16 protein-coding genes are annotated in these 13,887 nt (G+C 64.1%); 9 read left to right on the top strand and 7 right to left on the bottom strand.

The annotated features are described in order from the left end of the window. Nucleotides 1–3 precede the first annotated feature (3 nt). Nucleotides 4–426 (bottom strand): OsmC family protein, encoded by a 423-nt coding sequence (locus B0G62_RS02555; protein ID WP_103702197.1) that lies wholly within the window; start codon nt 424–426, stop codon nt 4–6. A gap of 651 nt (nt 427–1,077) precedes the next feature. On the opposite strand from B0G62_RS02555, the gene rplM reads away from it, so the two are divergent. The 3 genes from rplM (at nt 1,078) to erpA (ending at nt 2,525) form a co-directional block, all read left to right on the top strand. Next, nucleotides 1,078–1,506: a 50S ribosomal protein L13 gene (gene rplM / locus B0G62_RS02550; protein ID WP_027816869.1), complete on the top strand. Its 429-nt coding sequence runs from the start codon at nt 1,078–1,080 to the stop codon at nt 1,504–1,506. A gap of 11 nt (nt 1,507–1,517) precedes the next feature. Continuing rightward, on the top strand, nt 1,518–1,910 hold the full coding sequence (rpsI, locus tag B0G62_RS02545) for a 30S ribosomal protein S9 (protein WP_103702195.1): 393 nt from the start codon (nt 1,518–1,520) through the stop codon (nt 1,908–1,910). A gap of 249 nt (nt 1,911–2,159) precedes the next feature. Then, a complete protein-coding gene (erpA, locus tag B0G62_RS02540) occupies nt 2,160–2,525 on the top strand; it encodes an iron-sulfur cluster insertion protein ErpA (protein WP_103702193.1) in 366 nt (121 codons plus the stop codon). A 75-nt stretch (nt 2,526–2,600) separates the two neighbouring features. Here erpA and B0G62_RS02535 read toward each other — a convergent pair whose 3' ends face one another. Then, nucleotides 2,601–3,758: an anhydro-N-acetylmuramic acid kinase gene (locus B0G62_RS02535; RefSeq protein WP_279629735.1), complete on the bottom strand. Its 1,158-nt coding sequence runs from the start codon at nt 3,756–3,758 to the stop codon at nt 2,601–2,603. A 278-nt stretch (nt 3,759–4,036) separates the two neighbouring features. Here B0G62_RS02535 and B0G62_RS02530 point away from each other — a divergent pair, with 278 nt between their 5' ends. The 6 genes from B0G62_RS02530 (at nt 4,037) to B0G62_RS02505 (ending at nt 8,622) form a co-directional block, all read left to right on the top strand. After that, on the top strand, nt 4,037–4,315 hold the full coding sequence (locus tag B0G62_RS02530; RefSeq protein ID WP_103702189.1) for a type II toxin-antitoxin system RelE/ParE family toxin: 279 nt from the start codon (nt 4,037–4,039) through the stop codon (nt 4,313–4,315). Nucleotides 4,316–4,331: 16 nt separating this feature from the next. Continuing rightward, nucleotides 4,332–4,658 (top strand): HigA family addiction module antitoxin, encoded by a 327-nt coding sequence (locus B0G62_RS02525; protein WP_103702913.1) that lies wholly within the window; start codon nt 4,332–4,334, stop codon nt 4,656–4,658. Between the two features lie 103 nt (nt 4,659–4,761). Next, entirely contained in the window at nt 4,762–6,015 is a 1,254-nt protein-coding gene (gene tyrS, locus B0G62_RS02520) for a tyrosine--tRNA ligase (RefSeq protein WP_103702187.1), read from the top strand. After that, a complete protein-coding gene (gene dtd / locus B0G62_RS02515) occupies nt 6,012–6,464 on the top strand; it encodes a D-aminoacyl-tRNA deacylase (RefSeq protein ID WP_103702185.1) in 453 nt (150 codons plus the stop codon). Before tyrS ends, dtd begins: the two co-directional genes overlap by 4 nt. Further along, nucleotides 6,461–7,144, top strand: coding sequence for a histidine phosphatase family protein (locus B0G62_RS02510; RefSeq protein ID WP_103702183.1), 684 nt, complete (start codon nt 6,461–6,463; stop codon nt 7,142–7,144). The genes dtd and B0G62_RS02510 overlap by 4 nt, the downstream gene beginning before the upstream one ends. Nucleotides 7,145–7,476: 332 nt before the next feature. Next, complete coding sequence (locus B0G62_RS02505) at nt 7,477–8,622, top strand: branched-chain amino acid ABC transporter substrate-binding protein (protein WP_103702181.1); 1,146 nt, start codon at nt 7,477–7,479, stop codon at nt 8,620–8,622. Nucleotides 8,623–8,713: 91 nt separating this feature from the next. On the opposite strand, the gene B0G62_RS02500 is transcribed toward B0G62_RS02505, so the two are convergent. The 5 genes from B0G62_RS02500 to purH form a co-directional block, all read right to left on the bottom strand. Continuing rightward, the gene (locus B0G62_RS02500; RefSeq protein ID WP_103702179.1) at nt 8,714–9,658 is read right to left on the bottom strand and encodes an oxygenase MpaB family protein; all 945 of its coding nucleotides are present in this window, start codon (nt 9,656–9,658) and stop codon (nt 8,714–8,716) included. 47 nt (nt 9,659–9,705) lie between these two features. Continuing rightward, on the bottom strand, nt 9,706–10,791 hold the full coding sequence (ruvB, locus tag B0G62_RS02495) for a Holliday junction branch migration DNA helicase RuvB (RefSeq protein ID WP_103702177.1): 1,086 nt from the start codon (nt 10,789–10,791) through the stop codon (nt 9,706–9,708). A gap of 145 nt (nt 10,792–10,936) precedes the next feature. Next, nucleotides 10,937–11,518, bottom strand: a complete 582-nt coding sequence (gene ruvA / locus B0G62_RS02490) for a Holliday junction branch migration protein RuvA (protein WP_103702175.1) — start codon at nt 11,516–11,518, stop codon at nt 10,937–10,939. A gap of 95 nt (nt 11,519–11,613) precedes the next feature. Beyond that, entirely contained in the window at nt 11,614–12,156 is a 543-nt protein-coding gene (gene ruvC / locus B0G62_RS02485) for a crossover junction endodeoxyribonuclease RuvC (protein ID WP_103702173.1), read from the bottom strand. A 152-nt stretch (nt 12,157–12,308) separates the two neighbouring features. Beyond that, nucleotides 12,309–13,874, bottom strand: a complete 1,566-nt coding sequence (gene purH / locus B0G62_RS02480; protein ID WP_103702171.1) for a bifunctional phosphoribosylaminoimidazolecarboxamide formyltransferase/IMP cyclohydrolase — start codon at nt 13,872–13,874, stop codon at nt 12,309–12,311. Between the last annotated feature and the right edge of the window lie 13 nt (nt 13,875–13,887).

Raw genomic sequence — 13,887 nt, 5'->3', positions numbered from 1 at the left:
GTCTTACGCCGCGACGATCTCGAACGTATGCGTGATCTCGGCGGTCTTGCCGATCATGATCGACGCCGAGCAGTACTTGTCGTGCGACAGGTTGATCGCGCGCTCGACGGTGGCCGGGTTCAGGTTCTTGCCCGTCACGGTGAAGTGGAAGTGGATCTTCGTGAAGACCTTGGGATCTTCGCTCGCGCGTTCGGCCTTGAGCGTCACGTTGCAGCCGCTCACTTCCTGACGGCTCTTCTTCAGGATCAGCACCACGTCATAAGCCGTGCAGCCGCCGGTGCCAAGCAGCACCATTTCCATCGGACGCGGTGCGAGGTTATGACCGCCGCCTTCCGGGGCGCCGTCCATGTTGACCAGGTGGCCGCTGCCCGTTTCGGCGGCGAAAGCCATGCCATCCTGACCCATCCAGCTCACTTTGCATTCCATGCGTTTGCCCCTGCGCAAATTATCTCGATTCAGCCGGCATTGTAGCCCGCGTCCTACTGGTATGTCCGGGGGGACATGGCGCATGCCGATCATGCGATTTGCTTGAATGTTGCGACGCGATAGCGCGCGCGCAAGGCTATTTCCCTCTGGCAATTAGGGGTTTCGCTCTAGTCGAAAGATGCGTATTCACGATGGGGTGGATGTAATGCGATGATTTGTAAGGATAATTTTGTGATGCACGAGAAATTTCATCGTTTCACATTATGGTTTTCACTTTCACGATGCAAATTCTCTTGCGTCGCACAAGGCCGATCGGTATAGTTATCCCCATTGGTTGTCGTGCTTCACGACACCTCAGCATGTCTCCTCCACCCTCCTCCAAAGAGTGGATTAAGCCCGAGCAAACGCGCTTGGGCTTTTTTTCGTCCGCGTGTTTTTCGGCCCACGCGCGACCTGGCCGCAGAAATTTTGACGGCACTTCAAATTTCCCTTTATAATCTTAGGTTTCCCGCATCATGCCCGCGGGGAAGCTGGGTCATCTCGCGGATTACTGCGGGGGGGCCTGGACCAGGGAGAGCCTGCGCCGGCGCCAACGAGCGTCAACCTACAAGCAGGACCGAATCAGGGCACAAGTTATTTTTTGGATCGATCATGAAGACTTTTTCCGCCAAGGCACATGAAGTGCAGCGCGAATGGTACGTGATTGACGCGACGGATAAGGTTCTCGGCCGTGTCGCCAGCGAAGTGGCACGCCGTCTTCGCGGCAAGCACAAGCCTGAGTTCACCCCGCACGTCGACACTGGTGATTTCATCATCATCATCAACGCCGGCAAGCTGAAGGTCACGGGCAACAAGACGACCGACAAGAAGTACTACCGTCACTCGGGCTACCCGGGCGGTATCTACGAAACGACGTTTGGCAAGATGCAGGAACGCTTCCCGGGCCGCGCGCTCGAGAAGGCCGTGAAGGGCATGCTGCCGAAGGGCCCGCTGGGCTACGCGATGATCAAGAAGCTCAAGGTCTACGCAGACGCAACGCATCCGCACTCGGCTCAACAGCCGCAGGCGCTCGAGATCTAAGGGGAGCCCATATGATCGGTAACTGGAATTACGGTACGGGCCGCCGCAAGAGCGCAGTCGCTCGTGTCTTCATCAAGTCGGGCAAGGGCGATATCATCGTCAACGGTAAGCCCATCGCCGACTACTTCTCGCGCGAAACGTCGCTGATGATCGTGCGTCAACCGCTGGAACTCACGAACCACGGCACGACGTTCGACATCAAGGTGAACGTGACGGGCGGCGGCGAAACCGGCCAGGCCGGCGCAGTTCGCCACGGCATCACGCGCGCGCTGATGGACTACGACGCAACGCTGAAGCCGGAACTGTCGAAGGCTGGCTACGTTACGCGTGACGCACGTGAAGTGGAACGTAAGAAGGTCGGTTTCCACAAGGCACGTCGCCGCAAGCAGTTCTCGAAGCGTTAATCCCAGGATTCGCGCTTTGTGGTCCATGCGCTCCTCGCGGAGGCGCATGGCTGCTGCAAAAACCGCCTCGCGCAGGAATGCGCCGGGCGGTTTTTTCGTTTATGAGAAGCATCAACACGCGCCACTTGTTTGACTCATATTTGAGATGTGGGTCAAACAAGTGGCGAGAAACCCTTGATTTCCTGGGCTTAAGCACGATCTCAGGAACAGCCCTACAATAGCGGCTAGAAGCTTTTTTGGAGAGTTCGAATGAACGCTGTCACCGAGACCCCCGTGACTGAAATGCCCGGTCCCTTCGTTTTTACCGACGCAGCGGCTGACAAGGTCAAGCAACTGATCGACGAGGAAGGCAACCCGGAGCTGAAGCTGCGCGTGTTCGTGCAAGGCGGCGGCTGCTCGGGCTTCCAGTACGGATTCACGTTCGACGAAGCCGTCAACGAAGACGACACCGTGATGAACAAGAACGGCGTCCAGTTGTTGATCGACTCGATGAGCTACCAGTACCTGGTCGGCGCTGAGATCGATTACAAGGACGATCTGAATGGCGCGCAGTTCGTCATCAAGAACCCGAATGCCTCGACCACCTGCGGTTGCGGTTCGTCGTTCTCGGTCTGATCGCAACTGTCGATCCGGCAGGTAGTCAAAAAAAACGGGGCTTCGGCCCCGTTTTTATTTGCGCGCTGATTTGCTTCAGCGCGGATAGATCGCGCCCAGCACGCGTTCGCCCGCCGCGCCCGTGACCGCCGGCAGATTGCCGGGCTCGCGCGCCACGCAGCGCATCGCCAGCCAGGCGAAGGCGAGCGGTTCCACCTGCTGCGGCGGCACACCCAGCGCCTCGGTCGTCATGACCGGCACGCCCGCGACACCGCCCGTCTCCAGCGCCTTGTGCAACGCCTCCATCAGCACGCGATTGCGCGCGCCGCCGCCGCACACGTAGACCGCGCGGCAATCTCCCGCATGACGCTCGATCTCGCGCGCCACGCTGACAGCGGTGAGCGCGACGAGCGTGGCCTGCACATCGGCGGGCGTGAGCGACTCGAAGCCCTTCAACTTTTCGTCGAGCCACTGCGCATTGAACAGATCGCGCCCCGTGCTCTTGGGCGGCGGCTGCTCGAAGAACGGCTCGCCGAGCAGCGCGTTCAAGAGCGGCTGATGCAGATTGCCGCTCGCCGCGAACTGGCCGTTTTCGTCGTAAGGCTTGCCCAGATGGCGCTCGGCCCAGAGGTCGAGCAGCGCATTGGCCGGGCCGCAGTCGAAACCGCGCACCGCGCCGGTCGAACTCAGCACCGTGATATTGCTGATGCCGCCGAGATTGCAGACGACGCGCGTGTCTTCGTGCGAGCCGAACACCGTCGCATGGAAGGCTGGCACGAGCGGCGCGCCCTGGCCGCCCGAGGCGACGTCGCGGCTGCGGAAATCGGCGATCACGTCGATGTGCGCGAGTTCGGCGAGCAGCGCGGGGTTCTGGATCTGCACCGTGAAGCCCTTTTCGGGGCGATGACGGATGGTCTGGCCATGCGCGCCGATGGCACGCACTTCATCGGCGGACAGATTGCCCGCGCGCAGCAACTCGTGGCAGCAGACCGCGTAGCGCGCGGCGAGGGCGTTGCCCGCGAGCGAGGCGCGCTCGATTTCGTTTTCGCCGGGCTGTTGCAGCGAGAAGAGCGCTTCGCGCAAGCCCTGCGCGAAGCCGACGAAGGCCTCGGCCAGCACGACGGGCCGCTGTCCGTGCTCGAAACGCACGGCGATGCCGTCCACGCCGTCCATGCTGGTGCCGGACATCAGACCGAAATACACACCGTCGCCCCGGTGTGCGCTCTCATCTTTCTGTGCGTCGCGTGCCGCCACGTTGTGCTCCTTTCGTGAATGCGAGGAAGAAATTCCGACAAGGATTATCGGGGCAATGGCCATTCGGCGTAAGCCATCCGGCTAGTTGTGGCGCGCAGCGTGAAATGGGACGCTGACAGACATCGCTCCCGGCTGGGGAGACGCGGCGGTTGAGCAGGATCAATCCCTGGAATCGGATGGATTGACCTCGAAAGCGCCGGTTCGTATAGTGAGGCTATACACTACACAATCATCCCGGTCACTGCGAGCATCCTTCAATTCGCATTGTCTGGGGAACCATGATCAAGTCGTGGAAACACAAAGGCCTGCGGGATTTCTTCTTCACGGGCAGCAAGGCGGGCATCCGGCCCGATCACGTACCGCGGCTGCGGCGGCAACTGGCGCGGCTCGACGAGGCGCAGGCGCCGGAGGACATGAACGTAGCGGGCTGGCGTTGCCACGCGCTGGAAGGCAGTCTCGACGGCCATCACGCGGTCAGCGTGAGCGCCAACTGGCGGCTGACGTTCCTGTTCGAGCGCGGCAACGCATTGCTTGTCGATTACCACGACTATCACTGAATAAGAGGTGGCGACGATGAAGGACCCGAAGGTAACTCATGGTGATATCCGCATGCACAACCCGCCGCATCCGGGTGAAACACTGCGCGAAGACATCCTCCCTGAACTCGGCCTGACAGTGACCGACGCGGCAGCCCAACTGGGCGTCACGCGCGTTGCGCTCTCGCGCGTGCTCAACGGCCGGGCAGGGATTTCACCGGAAATGGCGCTGCGGCTCGAACAGTGGCTCGGCGCGGAAAACGGTGCGCGTGCCGATCTCTGGCTTGCACAGCAGGCGGCCTACGATCTCTGGCAGGTGCGCTCGAAGGGCTTGCCACGCGTGGAGCCGGTCGTGCGTGAATGATTGCCGGAGTGAGCAAGACTCGCCCAAACCTCGGCTCTGCGTGTCGAATCACGTAAAATCGCAGTCTAGACCCCAGACTTAACGACATCGAACCGATCGAAGCATGAGCACCGACTCCACTCCCCATAGCGCGGCGAAAGACGCCTTTCCGGTCACCGACGAAGTCCGTCACGCGCTCGCCGTCACGAAGCGCGGCGTCGACGAACTGCTGATCGAAGAAGAATTCCAGCAAAAGCTCGCGAAGAGCGCCGCCACCGGCAAGCCGCTGCGCATCAAGCTCGGCCTCGATCCGACCGCGCCCGACATCCACATCGGCCACACGGTCGTGCTCAACAAGATGCGGCAGTTGCAGGATCTCGGCCATACCGTGATCTTCCTGATCGGCGACTTCACCTCGCTGATCGGCGACCCGTCGGGCCGCAATGCCACGCGTCCGCCGCTCACGCGCGAGCAGATCGAATCGAACGCCAAGACCTATTTCGAGCAGGCCGCGCTCGTGCTCGACCGCGAAAAGACCGAGATCCGCTACAACAGCGAATGGTCGATGCCGCTCGGCGCCGACGGCATGATCAAGCTTGCGTCTCGCTACACGGTCGCACGCATTCTGGAGCGCGAGGACTTCACCAAGCGCTTCCAGGGCGGCGTGCCCATCTCGATCCACGAATTCCTCTATCCGCTGATGCAGGGTTATGACTCGGTCGCGCTCAATGCCGATCTCGAACTCGGCGGCACGGACCAGAAGTTCAACCTGCTCGTCGGCCGCGAACTGCAGAAGCAGTACGGCCAGGAACAGCAGTGCATTCTGACGATGCCGCTGCTCGAAGGCCTCGACGGCGTCGAAAAGATGTCGAAGTCCAAGCACAACTACGTCGGCATCAGCGAAAAGCCCAACGACATGTTCGGCAAGCTCATGTCCATCTCGGACACGCTGATGTGGCGTTACTTCACGCTGCTCTCGTTCCGTCCGATGGACGAGATCGAAGGCTTCAAGCGCGAGATCGAAGCGGGCCGCAATCCGCGCGATTTCAAGGTGCTGCTGGCGCAGGAAATCGTCGCGCGTTTTCACTCGCAGAACGACGCAGAACGCGCGCTCGAAGACTTCAATCACCGCGCCAAGGGCGGCGTGCCGGACGATATCCCCTCGGTCACGCTCGCGGGCGCGCCGCTCGCGATTGGCCAGTTGCTCAAGCAGGCGGGCCTCGTGCCGTCGACCAGCGAAGCGCTGCGCAACATCGAGCAGGGCGGCGTGAAGATCGACGGCGCAACCGTGTCCGACAAGGGCCTGAAAGTCGAAGCGGGCGAGTTCATCGTGCAGGTCGGCAAGCGTCGCTTCGCGCGCGTCACGCTCACCGCATGATCGCGCTGATCCAGCGCGTGCTGCGCGCGGACGTACGAGTGCAGGACCGCGTGACGGGGGCGATCGGCCAGGGGCTGCTCGCGCTCATCTGTGCCGAGCGTGGCGACACCGAGGCCAACGCGGACAAGCTGCTCGCGAAGCTGCTCGGCTATCGCGTGTTCAGCGACGCCGCGGGCAAGATGAATCTGCCGGTGCAGAACATCGACGGCAACGGCACGCCGGGCGGCCTGCTGCTGGTGTCGCAGTTCACGCTCGCGGCCGATACCAACAGCGGCCTGCGTCCGAGCTTCACGCCCGCAGCGCCCCCCGACGAAGGGCGGCGCCTGTTCGATTACTTTGTCGCCGCCGCGCGGGAGAAGCATCCCACGGTCGAAACCGGCGAATTCGGCGCGGACATGCAGGTGTCGCTCGTCAACGATGGGCCCGTCACGTTCTGGCTGCAAACATGACGACGCAAATCCTCTTCATCCGCCACGGCGAAACCGACTGGAACCGCATCAAGCGTATCCAGGGGCACATCGACATTCCGCTCGCGACGAGCGGCGTCGAGCAGGCGCAACGGCTTGGCGCGCGTTATGCGCAGGAGGCGCGCGATGGCGCCCGGCTCGATGCGATCTGGTCGAGCGATCTGATGCGCGCGCAACAAACTGCGCAGCCCATCGCGCAGGCGCTGGGCCTGACGGTTCAACTCACCGAAGGCCTGCGCGAGCGCAACTACGGCGCGTTCCAGGGTCACGACAGCGACGAGATCGCCGATCGTTTTCCCGACGAATACGCGCACTGGCAAACGCGCGATCCGGGCTTTGCGCCGCCCGATGGCGAATCGCAGCGCGAGCTTTATCATCGCGTGCTGCATGCGCTGGAGCCGATTCTCGCGAAGCATCCGCAAGGGCGCATCGCGTGTGTGGCGCACGGCGGCGTGCTCGACTGCATCTACCGTTTCGCCAATGGCATCGGGCTCGAAGCGCCGCGCGCCTGGCCGCTGCTCAACACGAGCGTGAACGTGGTCGATTTCGAGCGTGACGGCGCGCATACGAAGGCGCGCGTCGTCTCGTGGGGCGATGTCTCGCATCTGCCGGCCGCGAGCGCCGACGACGGCCTCAAGCGCACGCCCGAAACGGGCCGCTGAATCCGTCGTAGTTCTCCCTCTTCCATTGCATGCGCCGCGCTCCCATCCCGGGTCCGGCGCGCGCGTCAAGCTTTCTTCCTGTCGCTTGCTCACGTTGCGTCTTTGGCGCGACGACGCGTGGACGTTCAGCGAACACGCCTGCTACCATTCCTCCGACCTTTGCGCTTTGCCGCGCCGGTGGGGCCTCGCAGCGACTCTCGACGCGTGCGGGCGCCGGCCGTGCGTTGAAGAGGGACGCACGCGCACCACGCGCTGTCGGTGCGGCGAAGCCTGGGTTGCAGTCAAAAAAGCCGTTTCCAGAACAAGTTCCAGAAAAGCGCAGGAGATTTACCATGACGTTCAAGCTTCACAAGCTGTTGCCGGTGAGCGCCGCCGTGCTGGCGTTCGGCGCGATGTGCGCCAATGCGTCCGCTGACCAGGTCGTCAAGATCGGCCACGTGGGTCCGCTCACGGGCGGTTCGGCCCACCTCGGGAAGGACAACGAAAACGGCGCGCGCCTCGCCGTCGAAGAAATCAACGCGAAGGGCCTCACGATCGGCGGTCAGAAGATCACGCTCGTGCTCGACGCCCAGGACGACGCCGCCGACCCGCGCCAGGCCACCCAGGTCGCGCAAAAGCTCGTCGACGACAAGGTCGTGGCCGTGATCGGCCATCTGAACTCGGGTGCGTCGATCCCGGCTTCGAAGATCTATAGCGATGCGGGCATCGTGCAGATCTCGCCGTCGTCGACGAATCCGTCGTACACGCAGCAGAACTTCAAGACCACCTACCGCGTCGTGGCGACGGATGCCCAGCAAGGCCCGGCGCTCGCGAACTTTGCGGCGAAGAACCTGAACGTGAAGACCGTCGCCGTGGTCGACGATTCGACCGCTTACGGCCAGGGTCTCGCGAACGAATTCGAGAAGACCGCGAAGTCGCTCGGTCTGAAGGTCGTCTCGCACGACGCGACCAACGACAAGGCCGTCGATTTCCGCGCGATCCTCACCAAGATCAAGGGCGAAAACCCGGACGCCATCATGTACGGCGGCATGGACGCCACGGGCGGCCCGTTCGCCAAGCAGGCGAAGCAGCTCGGCCTGCGCGCGAAGGTGCTGGCGGGCGACGGCGTCTGCACGGAAAGCCTCGCGCAACTCGCGGGCACGGCTTCGGAGAACATCGTGTGCTCGCAGGCCGGCATGGCGCTCGAGCGCATGGACGGCGGCGCGGTGTTCTCGGCGAAGTACCAGAAGCGCTTTGGCCACGCGATCGAATTCGATGCGCCGTTCACCTATGACGCGGTCTACATCGTCGTCGATGCGATGAAGCGCGCGAACTCGACCGACCACGCGAAGATCCTCGCCGAAATCCCGAGTACCGACTACAAGGGCGTGATTGGCGAAACCGTGTTCGATTCGAAGGGCGATCTCAAGCACGGCGTAATCTCGCTCTACAACTACAAGGCAGGCAAGAAGACGCTGCTCGACGTGGTGAAGATGTAACGTTCCCGGACGTTGCAAACGAAACGGCCAGTGCGCGCGAGCGGCTGGCCGTTTTTCGTTGCGTGGACAACGTTCAGGTTGTCAGCGGCGCTCAGGAGGAGGGCGGCATCGCGGCGCGGCGGCGCGCGCGTTTCGATACGCCGTTCACCAGCGCCCAGCGCAGCACCGGCGCGACCGCGCGCATACCGGGCAGTACCACGGTGCGGCGCGCGAGCGCGAAGCGGTCGAAACCGAGCATCGCCTGCGCAAACGGCGGCAACAGGTCGATGCCCGCCTGGCGCATCAGCGCGCCCGCAGGACGCATGGCCGGACGGGGCGCGGGCGCTTCCATCAGCACGCGCACGACTTCGCGCGTGCGCTCGCTGGCGACCAGTTCGGGCTGCATCGCCTGCAGATAGGCGGCGATTTCGGCGCGCGAACGCGGCACGCTCGTCGCGCCGAGCCGCTGTGCGATCTGCGCGACTTCGGCGTAGTACTGGTCCTGCAACTCGCCCGGCAGCGCGGGATTCACGTAGCGCAGATACGCGGCCAGAAAGCTCGAAACCTCGGCGACGTGAACCCACGTGAGCAGCGCGGGATCGCTTGCGCGATACGGACGACCATCGGGCGCCGTGCCCGTCACGCCCAGGTGGATCGTCTTCACGCGCTCGATGAGCGCGAGGGCGTCGGCGCGGCTGCCGTAGGTCGTCCCCGCGATGAAGGTGGCCGTGCGACGCAGGCGGCCGAGAATGTCGGTGCGAAAGGTCGAATGGTCCCACACGCCCGCGAGCGCGAGCGGATGAAGCGCCTGCAGCAGCAGCGCGCTGATGCCGCCCGCCATCATGCCCGCGAAATCGGCGTGCACTTTCCAGCAGATCGCGTCAGGCCCGAACAGGCCCGGATCGCCCGGGGGATTCGAGTAGTCGAGCTTCGGGCCGCTGCCCGTGGTGAGATGCGTGACGCTTTCGGCGAGCGTCATGCGCAGGCGCTGCGCGAGCTGATCGGCGAGCCCTTTCGGTTCGGGAGCGTCGTGGCGGCGGCCTGCGTGATCGGACATGGTGGATTCTGGATTCGCTCGCGCTGCGATTAAGCGGGCCGCGCGGCTTATGCCTCGTTCGGGTCCCAGTCGCCGCCGGCAGAGGCGCCGTCGGGCACGGTCAGGCCGAAGTGGCGGTAGGTCATCTGCGTGGCCACGCGCCCGCGCGGCGTGCGTTGCAGGAAGCCCTGCTGGATCAGATAAGGCTCCAGCACGTCCTCGATGGTGTCGCGTTCCTCGCCGATCGCGGCGGCGAGGTTGTCCACGCCCACCGGGCCGCCGTCGAACTTGTACAGGATCGCTTCGAGCAGCTTGCGGTCCATCAGGTCGAAACCGACGGGATCGACGTCGAGCATACGCAGCGCCGCATCGGCCACCTGGGCGGTGATGTTGCCGTCGGCTTTGACCTCGGCGTAATCGCGCACGCGGCGCAGCAGACGGTTGGCGATACGCGGCGTGCCGCGCGCGCGGCGCGCGATTTCGAGCGCGCCATGGGGATCGATCTGCGCGCCCAGCAGCGCGGCGGAGCGCTGCACGATGCGCGACAACTCGCCCGCGTTGTAGAACTCAAGCCGCGACACGATACCGAAGCGGTCGCGCAGCGGGTTCGTGAGCATGCCCGCGCGCGTGGTCGCGCCGACCAGCGTGAACGGCTGCAGATCGAGCTTCACGCTGCGCGCGGCCGGTCCTTCGCCGATCATGATGTCGATCTGATAATCCTCGAGCGCCGGATACAGGATTTCCTCGACGACCGGCGAGAGCCGGTGGATTTCGTCGATGAACAGCACGTCGTTGGCTTCGAGATTGGTGAGCAGCGCGGCGAGGTCGCCCGCGCGTTCGAGCACGGGACCGGAGGTCTGACGCAGGTTGACCCCCATTTCGCGCGCGATGATGTGCGCGAGCGTGGTCTTGCCCAGACCCGGCGGGCCGAACAGCAGCACGTGGTCGAGCGGTTCGGAGCGGCGCCTGGCGGCTTCGATGAAGATTTCGAGCTGTCCGCGCACCTTTTCCTGGCCGACGTATTCGTCGAGCTGGCGCGGACGCAACGCGCGCTCGAACGCTTCTTCGCCGGACGAGGCGGGCGTGGGGGCAATCACGCGGTCGGCGCCAGCGCCCGATGCGCGATTCGCGGCGAGTTTGTCGGTTTCGATCATCCGCCGATTGTACCGCGCACCTGGCGCGCAGGACGCCGCCGTTTCTGGCCCTGCAACGCCTGCGGAATGGCGGTGCAACTAACTGCCAACCGAGCCCAGAGAGCCTCGGGCGCGCAGGCTACGCGCGCAGGCTTGCGGGCGGAAATCAGCCTTTGGAAAGGGTCTTGAGCGCGGCCTTGATGCCCTCGGAGACGCCCGCGCCGGCCGGCACGTTCTTGATCGCGGCGAGGCCCTCTTTCTCCGAATAACCGAGCGCGAGCAGCGCATTGAGGATGTCGTTCGCGTGGTCCGACGGCGACGCCGCCGCGGCCATCGCGCCCAGATCGGCGCCGAGCTTGCCCTTGAGTTCGAGCAGCAAACGCTCGGCCGTCTTCTTGCCGATGCCCGGCACGCGCGTGAGACGTGCCGAATCCTGCATCGTGATGGCCTGCGAGAGATCGCTCACGCTCATGCCCGACAGGATCGCCAGCGCCATGCGTGCGCCGATGCCGGTGATCTTGAGCAGCTCGCGAAACGTCGCACGTTCTTCCATGGTGGCGAAGCCGAACAGCAGATGCGCGTCTTCGCGCACGATCATCTGCGTGAGCAGCACGACGCGCTCGCCGCTGCCGGGCAGGTTGTAGAACGTGCTCATCGGCACATCGACTTCGTAGCCGACGCCGTTGCAGTCGATGAGCAGGTGCGGCGGGTTCTTTTCCAGCAATACGCCGGCAATGCGACCGATCATGGCAGGTTCAGTGATAAGGGAAAGCGGAGAGTGTAGCGGAGCGCGCGCAGCGCCAGGAGCCGGCCGTTCGGCCAGTCGATGCATCGGCCGCTGGTTCAACCGATAAGACGCCCGCGCCGCACGCGCATGCCTTTCTTCGCCAGCGCGGGCGCCAGGCCGCCGAGCGCGGCGAGCGTATCGCCGCTGTGCGCGTGGCAGATCGCCATGCCGAGCGCATCGGCGGCGTCGGTGCCGGGTATGCCGGTGAGGCTCAAGAGCCGCACGACCATCTGCTGCATCTGTTCCTTGGTCGCGCGCCCGTAGCCGACCACGGCCTGTTTCAGTTGCAGCGCGGTGTATTCGGCCACTGGCACGCCGCCGGAAACGAGGCCGCAGATCGCCGCGCCGCGCGCCTGGCCAAGCAGCAGCGTCGATTGCGGATTGACGTTGACGAAGACTTTTTCGATCGCGGCCTGATCGGGCGCGTGCTGGCGGATCAGCGTGGAAACGCCTTCGAAGATGGTGCCCAGACGCGAGGGCAGATCGGCATCGGCGGTGCGGATGACGCCGCTTGCGACATACGTGAGTTGATGGCCGTGACGCTCGATCACGCCAAAACCGGTCACGCGCAAGCCGGGGTCGATGCCGAGAATTCTCATGAAATGCGGGGAAAACGGGGTGTGCCGAGGGTGTGCCTGCGATGGTACAACGAACGGCGCGCTAGTCGCGAGCCTGCCATGTACTTTGGGGCACAAAGAAAAAGCCCGCTGGACAGCAGGTCCAGCGGGCTTTTACGAATAACGCGCGCCGATCAGTGACGGAAGTGGCGGATGCCGGTCATGACCATGGCGATGTTGTGCTCGTCGGCGGCGGCGATCACTTCGTCGTCGCGCATCGAGCCGCCCGGCTGGATCACGCAGGTCGCGCCCGCGTTGACCACGACGTCGAGGCCGTCACGGAACGGGAAGAACGCGTCCGACGCCACCGCCGAACCCGCGAGCTTGAGGCCCGCGTTTTCCGCCTTGATGCTGGCGATGCGCGCCGAGTCCACGCGGCTCATCTGGCCTGCGCCCACGCCCATCGTCATGCCGTTCGCGCAGAACACGATGGCGTTCGACTTCACGAACTTGGCGACGCGCCAGGCGAACAGCAGATCGTCCATTTCCTTCGGCGTCGGGTGACGCTTGGTCACGACGCGCAGTTCGTGCGGCTGCACGTTCTTCGAGTCGAGCGATTGCACCAGCAGACCGCCGCCCACGCGCTTCAGATCGAACGCGTTATGGCCTTCGCCCAAGGCGATTTCGAGCAGACGCACGTTTTGCTTCGCCGCGAACACGGCCTTGGCCGCATCCGAGAACGACGGGGCGATCAGGACTTCGACGAATTGCTTCGACACGGCTTGCGCCGCGGCTTCGTCGACTTCGCGGTTGAAGGCGATGATGCCGCCGAACGCCGAGGTCGGATCGGTCTGGAACGCCTTCGAATAGGCTTCCAGCGCGTTAGCGCCCACTGCCACGCCGCACGGGTTCGCGTGCTTGACGATCACGCAGGCGGGCACGTCGAAGGTCTTCACGCATTCCCACGCTGCGTCGGAGTCAGCGATGTTGTTGTACGAGAGTTCCTTGCCCTGAAGCTGCGTGTAGTTGGCGAGCGCGCCGGCGGGCGAGGCCAGATCGCGGTAGAACGCAGCGCTCTGGTGCGGGTTCTCGCCGTAACGCAGATCCTGGACCTTGTCGAACGCGAGATTGAGCGTGGCCGGGAACGCGTTGCGCGACTTGTGCTCGAGCGCTTCGGTCAGGCTCGTGAGGTAGTTCGTGATCGCGCCGTCGTACTGCGCGGTGTGCGCGAACACCTTGGTCGCGAGACGGAAGTTCGTCGCGTAGCCCACGTTGTTGCCGCTCGCGCGCATCTCTTCCAGCACCGTTGCGTAGTCGGCCGGGTCGACCACGACCGTCACGTCGCGATGGTTCTTCGCCGCCGAGCGCAGCATCGTCGGGCCGCCGATGTCGATGTTCTCGATCGCGTCTTCCAGCGAGCACTCTTCCTTCGAGATCGTCTGGACGAACGGGTAGAGGTTCACGACCAGCAGATCGATCGTCGGAATGTCGTGCTTTTCGAGCGCTGCCATGTGTTCCGGCAGGTCGCGGCGCGCGAGGATGCCGCCGTGGACCTTCGGGTGCAGCGTCTTCACGCGCCCATCGAGCATTTCCGGGAAGCCGGTGTAATCGGCCACTTCGGTCACGGGAAGGCCCGCGTCCGCGAGCAGTTTCGCGGTGCCGCCGGTCGAGAGGATCTTGACGCCGAGGTCCGACAGCGACTTCGCGAAGTCGACGATGCCCGACTTGTCGGAAACGGAGATGAGCGCTTGCTTGATCATGATGGGGGAGAGT

The organism is Paraburkholderia eburnea (assembly GCF_002917095.1).
Classification (GTDB): domain Bacteria; phylum Pseudomonadota; class Gammaproteobacteria; order Burkholderiales; family Burkholderiaceae; genus Paraburkholderia; species Paraburkholderia eburnea.
This window is presented reverse-complemented; position numbering and strand designations above follow the sequence as displayed.

Excerpts from the sequence above, each read along its gene's own strand:
- B0G62_RS02555 (WP_103702197.1), bottom strand. The coding sequence starts at position 426 with ATGGAATGCAAAGTGAGCTGGATGGGTCAGGATGGCATGGCTTTCGCC.
- rplM (WP_027816869.1), top strand. The coding sequence starts at position 1,078 with ATGAAGACTTTTTCCGCCAAGGCACATGAAGTGCAGCGCGAATGGTAC.
- rpsI (WP_103702195.1), top strand. The coding sequence starts at position 1,518 with ATGATCGGTAACTGGAATTACGGTACGGGCCGCCGCAAGAGCGCAGTC.
- erpA (WP_103702193.1), top strand. The coding sequence starts at position 2,160 with ATGAACGCTGTCACCGAGACCCCCGTGACTGAAATGCCCGGTCCCTTC.
- B0G62_RS02530 (WP_103702189.1), top strand. The coding sequence starts at position 4,037 with ATGATCAAGTCGTGGAAACACAAAGGCCTGCGGGATTTCTTCTTCACG.
- B0G62_RS02525 (WP_103702913.1), top strand. The coding sequence starts at position 4,332 with ATGAAGGACCCGAAGGTAACTCATGGTGATATCCGCATGCACAACCCG.
- tyrS (WP_103702187.1), top strand. The coding sequence starts at position 4,762 with ATGAGCACCGACTCCACTCCCCATAGCGCGGCGAAAGACGCCTTTCCG.
- dtd (WP_103702185.1), top strand. The coding sequence starts at position 6,012 with ATGATCGCGCTGATCCAGCGCGTGCTGCGCGCGGACGTACGAGTGCAG.
- B0G62_RS02510 (WP_103702183.1), top strand. The coding sequence starts at position 6,461 with ATGACGACGCAAATCCTCTTCATCCGCCACGGCGAAACCGACTGGAAC.
- B0G62_RS02505 (WP_103702181.1), top strand. The coding sequence starts at position 7,477 with ATGACGTTCAAGCTTCACAAGCTGTTGCCGGTGAGCGCCGCCGTGCTG.
- B0G62_RS02500 (WP_103702179.1), bottom strand. The coding sequence starts at position 9,658 with ATGTCCGATCACGCAGGCCGCCGCCACGACGCTCCCGAACCGAAAGGG.
- ruvB (WP_103702177.1), bottom strand. The coding sequence starts at position 10,791 with ATGATCGAAACCGACAAACTCGCCGCGAATCGCGCATCGGGCGCTGGC.
- ruvA (WP_103702175.1), bottom strand. The coding sequence starts at position 11,518 with ATGATCGGTCGCATTGCCGGCGTATTGCTGGAAAAGAACCCGCCGCAC.
- ruvC (WP_103702173.1), bottom strand. The coding sequence starts at position 12,156 with ATGAGAATTCTCGGCATCGACCCCGGCTTGCGCGTGACCGGTTTTGGC.
- purH (WP_103702171.1), bottom strand. The coding sequence starts at position 13,874 with ATGATCAAGCAAGCGCTCATCTCCGTTTCCGACAAGTCGGGCATCGTC.